The organism is Streptomyces sp. NPDC059456 (assembly GCF_042750055.1).
GTDB lineage: Bacteria > Actinomycetota > Actinomycetes > Streptomycetales > Streptomycetaceae > Streptomyces.
The window spans coordinates 1-4460 of record NZ_JBHYVA010000692.1; the positions used below are offsets into that span (position 1 = coordinate 1).

4 protein-coding genes are annotated in these 4460 nt (G+C 75.5%); 1 reads left to right on the top strand and 3 read right to left on the bottom strand.

Annotated features, from left to right (window positions below):
- The coding region (locus tag ACFXA3_RS36535; RefSeq protein ID WP_385194462.1) for a serine hydrolase domain-containing protein at positions 1–602 on the top strand (602 nt) is incomplete at its 5' end.
- Positions 603–690: 88 nt separating this feature from the next.
- Here the strand turns inward: ACFXA3_RS36535 and ACFXA3_RS36540 are convergent.
- Genes ACFXA3_RS36540 through cobG form a run of 3 tightly spaced genes read right to left on the bottom strand, consistent with a single transcriptional unit; the run spans position 691 to position 4174 of the window.
- Positions 691–2190, bottom strand: a complete 1500-nt coding sequence (locus tag ACFXA3_RS36540; RefSeq protein WP_385194465.1) for a precorrin-2 C(20)-methyltransferase — start codon at positions 2188–2190, stop codon at positions 691–693.
- Positions 2187–2834: a precorrin-8X methylmutase gene (locus ACFXA3_RS36545; protein WP_082410948.1), complete on the bottom strand. Its 648-nt coding sequence runs from the start codon at positions 2832–2834 to the stop codon at positions 2187–2189. Before ACFXA3_RS36545 ends, ACFXA3_RS36540 begins: the two co-directional genes overlap by 4 nt.
- Entirely contained in the window at positions 2831–4174 is a 1344-nt protein-coding gene (gene cobG, locus ACFXA3_RS36550) for a precorrin-3B synthase (RefSeq protein WP_385194468.1), read from the bottom strand. The genes ACFXA3_RS36545 and cobG overlap by 4 nt, the downstream gene beginning before the upstream one ends.
- Between the last annotated feature and the right edge of the window lie 286 nt (positions 4175–4460).

Here is a 4460-nt window from a genome sequence, read left to right on the forward strand (position 1 = left end):
AGGCGGACTTCGCCCCCGGGGCGGGGTGGGCGTACAGCAACACGAACTACGTACTGGCCGGGCTCATCATCCAGCGGGTCACCGGCCGGCCCCTGACGGAGGAGATGGAGCGGCGGATCATCACCCCCCTCGGGCTGCGCCACACCTCCTTCCCCGCACCCGGGGACAGGTCCGTGCGGGGGCCCCATCCCCACGGCTACCACAGGACGTCGGCGGACCGGCCGTGGCGGGACTTCACGGAACTGGACCCCTCGGCGGGCTGGGCGGCCGGGCAGCTGATATCCACCGGCTCCGACCTCAACCGGTTCTTCGGAGCACTCCTGGGAGGCCGTCTCCTCCCCAAGGCCCAGCTCGACCAGATGTGCACCACCGTCCCGATGGCGGACACCGGCGCCGGCTACGGGCTGGGGCTGGTGAGCCGGCCGCTGCCGTGCGGCGGGGTCTCCTGGGGGCACGGGGGTGACATCGCGGGGTACGAGACGCGGGGCGGGGTCACCGATGACGGACGGCGCGCCGCCAACGTGACGGTGACCGCCGTTCCGTCCGACCCGGAGGTGACGCGGCACGTCCAGGCGGTCGTGGACACGGCCCTGTGCCGCTGATCCCTGATCCGCACCCGCCCCGGACGGCCCGAAGGCCCGGTGCGGCGGCGGGCCGGACCGGGCCTTCGGGGGCGGTGAGCCGGGGTGGTCACGGATAGCGGCGGGGGGTCCACGTGACGCGGGAGCCGTCCGGGCGCTCGGTGACCCGGGTCTGCGAGGAGCCGATCAGCAGGATCGTGCGCATGTCCACCTCGGACGGCTCCAGTTCGCCGAGCGGGAGGATGCGGACCGACTGCTCGGGACCGCCGACGTCACGCGCGACGACCACCGGCGTCTCGGCCGAACGCAGCTCCAGCAGCAGCTCCTTGGCCTGGGCGACCTGCCAGGTCCGGCTGCGCGAGCCCGGGTTGTACAGGGCGAGGACCAGGTCGGCCGCGGCGGCGGCGCGCAGCCGCTCCGCGATGACCTCCCACGGCTTGAGCCGGTCGGACAGGGAGACGGTGGCGTAGTCGTGGCCGAGCGGGGCCCCGGCCGCGGCGGCTGCCGCGTTGGCGGCGGTCACTCCGGGCAGGACCCGTACGGGCACGTCCTTGTACTCGGGCTGCCCGGCGACCTCCAGGACGGCGGTGGCCATGGCGAAGACGCCCGGGTCGCCGCCGGAGACCACCGCCACCCGCTTGCCGCGGCGGGCGAGGTCGAGCGCGAACTCGGCGCGCTCCGACTCGACCTTGTTGTCGGAGCCGTGCCGGACCTGGCCCGGCTTCGCGGGGACCCGGTCCAGGTAGGTGGTGTACCCGACGAGCACCTCGGCGTCGGCCAGGGCCCGCCGCGTCTCGGGGGTCAGCCAGAGCGGCCCGGCCGGGCCGGTGCCCACGACGACGACTTCGCCGGGGCCCGACGGCACGCTGCCCGGGTTGCCGATGCGGCTGGGCACGACGGCCACCGCGAAGTACGGCACGCTGTCGGGGTCGGTGTCGGCGAGGACGCCGGTCCGTTCCCCCTCCATGGTGGCGCGTTCGACGTAGCGGGCCTCGGCGAGGCGACCGCTGCCCTCCATCGCCCGGCGCACGGCCGGGAAGGTGCGGCCGAGCTTCATCACGACCGCGGAGTCGGTGGCGGCGAGCCGGGCGGTGAGTTCCTCCTCCGGCAGGGTGCCGGGCAGGATCGTCAGCACCTCCTCGCCCTCGACGAGCGGGGTGCCGAGGCGGGCGGCGGCGGCGCTCACCGAGGTCACACCGGGGATCACCTCGGCCTCGTACCGGTCGGCGAGCCGCTTGTGCATGTGCATGTACGAGCCGTAGAAGAGCGGGTCCCCCTCGGCGAGCACGGCGACGGTGCGGCCGGCGTCCAGGTGCGCGGCCAGCCGGGCGGCGGACTCCTCGTAGAACTCCTCCATCGCCCCCTGGTAGCCGCCGGGGTGGTCGGTGGTCTCGGTGGTGACCGGGTAGACCAGCGGCTCCTCGATGTGGTCGGCGCGCAGGTGCCCGGCGGCGATCGAGCGGGCGATCGAACGGCCGTGACGGGCGCTGTGGTACGCGACGACCTGCGCCTGCGCGATCACCTCGACGGCCCGCAGCGTCATCAGGGAGGGGTCGCCGGGGCCGAGCCCGACGCCGTACAGCTTTCCGGTAGCGGCTGCGGTGCTCATTCTTCCTCGCTCGCGATCGCGTTGACGGCGGCGGCGGCGATGGCACTGCCACCGCGCCGGCCGCGCACGATCAGGTGGTCGAGCCCGGAGGCGTGGGCGGCGAGCGCGTCCTTGGACTCGGCGGCGCCGATGAAGCCGACCGGGACGCCGATGACGGCGGCGGGGCGCGGGGCACCCTCCTCGATCATCTCCAGCAGCCGGAACAGGGCGGTCGGCGCGTTGCCGACGGCGATCACGGAACCCTCCAACAGGCCGCGGTCGCGCCAGACTTCGAGGGCGGCGGCGCTGCGCGTGGTGCCCATCTTCGCGGCGAGGGCCGGTACGGCCGGATCGGAGAGGGTGCAGATCACCTCGTTGTCGGCGGGCAGCCGCTTGCGGGTGACACCGCTGGCGACCATCTGCACGTCGCAGAGGATCGGCGCGCCCGCGGTCAGCGCGGCACGCGCGCGGAGCACGACGTCCGGGGTGTAGCCGAGGTCCTGGGGCAGGTCGGTCATTCCGCAGGCGTGAATCATGCGCACCGCGACCTGGGCGACGGAGGCGGGCAGTCCGGAGAGGTCCGCCTCGGCGCGGATCGTGGCAAAGGACTGGCGGTAGATCGCCGCGCCGTCCTTCTCGTACTCGAACACTGTGTACTCGCTCATTTCTTCGCTGCGTCGTGGGAGGTGGTGCGGTGTGCGTCCGCGAGGGCCGCGGGAAGTTCGCAGGTGCGCAGGCCGCGGCGGGTGGTGCCGCCGCCGTCGGCGGTGAGGTCGTATCCGGCGGGGGTGGCGACCACGTCCACCCATGCGGTGCCGCGGGGGTGTCCGCAGCGGCGTTCGCAGCCGGACCAGTGCACGGGCAGCGGGTGCTGCGGGCCGGTGGCCCGCGCCACGACGGCGTGCGCGTCGGCGCGGACGTCCGCGCGGGACTTCGCGCAACCGGGGCGCCCCGTACAGGCGGTGACGGACCGCCAGGGATCGTCGGGGGTGGTGATCAGCCCGTCCTCCGCGAGGCCGGCGAGTTCCCGCGCGGCGGTACGGGCGGGCACGCCGGGGACGATGATGCCGCGCCAGGGCGTCAGGCGGACGCGGCCGGTGAGGCCGGCCAGGCGGCGCCACTGCGCGGTGGTCAGCCGGCCGAGCCGGGCCGACACGCTGAGCGCGGTGGTGCCGTCGGGGCCCTCGACCAGGCCGGGTTCGGGCGCCGGGCCGTGCGGAGCGTGCGGAGCGGCGGCATCCACGGCATCCCGTACGAGGGCGGCCTCGATCCCGGCGGCGCCCAGCCGAGCCGCCAACGCGGCCGATTCCAGGGCGTGTTCGGCGGGCAGTTCAGTGACCCGCCAGGCCCGGGTGCCGGCTTCGAGGGCGGCGTCGAGGAAGTACGCGGCGGCTTCGAGGGCGGCCCGGGGCGCGTCGGCGGCGGCCACGAGCAGCGCGTCGGCCGGGCCGGCCGGGCCGGCCGTCCACAGCAGGGCCCGGTCGTCACCGTGGGCGGTCAGGCTGATGTCCGCGGCGAGCGAGGTCACGTCGCCGCGGCCGTCGTCGAGGGCGAACAGGAACCGCCCGGACAGCGCGGCCGCGGGCGCGCTCGCGCAGAGCAGCCGGTCCAGCTCCGCGACCCAGGGGGCCACGTCGGGCAGTCCGCGCCGGTCCAGGCCGGTCAGCGGCGAGGCGACGATGTTGCGGACCCGCTCGTGGGTGGGCGCGGGCAGCAGACCGGCACGGACCAGCACGTCCTGCAGCTCGCCGCCGCAGCTCGCACCGAGCCCGCGCAGCTGGGCGTTGCCGCGCGAGGTGAGGTCGACGTGCCCGTCGCCGAGCCGGTCGGCGGCATCCGCCAGCAGCAGGGCCGCGTCCGCGTCGAGCAGCCCGCCGGGGATCCGGACGCGCGCCAGGAACCCGTCGTCCGCGGCGTGGAGCCGCAGCGCACCGGGGCAGGCGTCACCGCGGTCGCGTATGACGGGCTCGTCCCGCGATGCGGCGGAAGGGGGCTGGGGCGGCATGGCGGCGAGCATACCCACGATTGCCCCGCCCCGGCCTGTGGCCGTCACCACCCCGCCGACCTGCCGGGACACCCCACCGCCGACCCGCCCCGCACGAACCCCGCCCCACCCGTCCGCCCGGCGCCGACGGCGGCCTGCGCAAAGACCGACGGCGCGCGTCGCCGGCCTCCGGCGGCGGGCCGGGGGTGCGACTGCCCCGGCCGGGGGGGGGGGGTGAGAGGCCACCAAAGAGACAAAGAGCAAAGAGAAGGCCACCAAGACCCCGGACAACGAGCCCAAAACACAA

What these genes read in the sequence shown, in the direction of transcription:
- ACFXA3_RS36540 (WP_385194465.1), bottom strand. Translation starts at nt 2,190, where the DNA reads ATGAGCACCGCAGCCGCTACCGGAAAGCTGTACGGCGTCGGGCTCGGC.
- ACFXA3_RS36545 (WP_082410948.1), bottom strand. Translation starts at nt 2,834, where the DNA reads ATGAGCGAGTACACAGTGTTCGAGTACGAGAAGGACGGCGCGGCGATC.
- cobG (WP_385194468.1), bottom strand. Translation starts at nt 4,174, where the DNA reads ATGCCGCCCCAGCCCCCTTCCGCCGCATCGCGGGACGAGCCCGTCATA.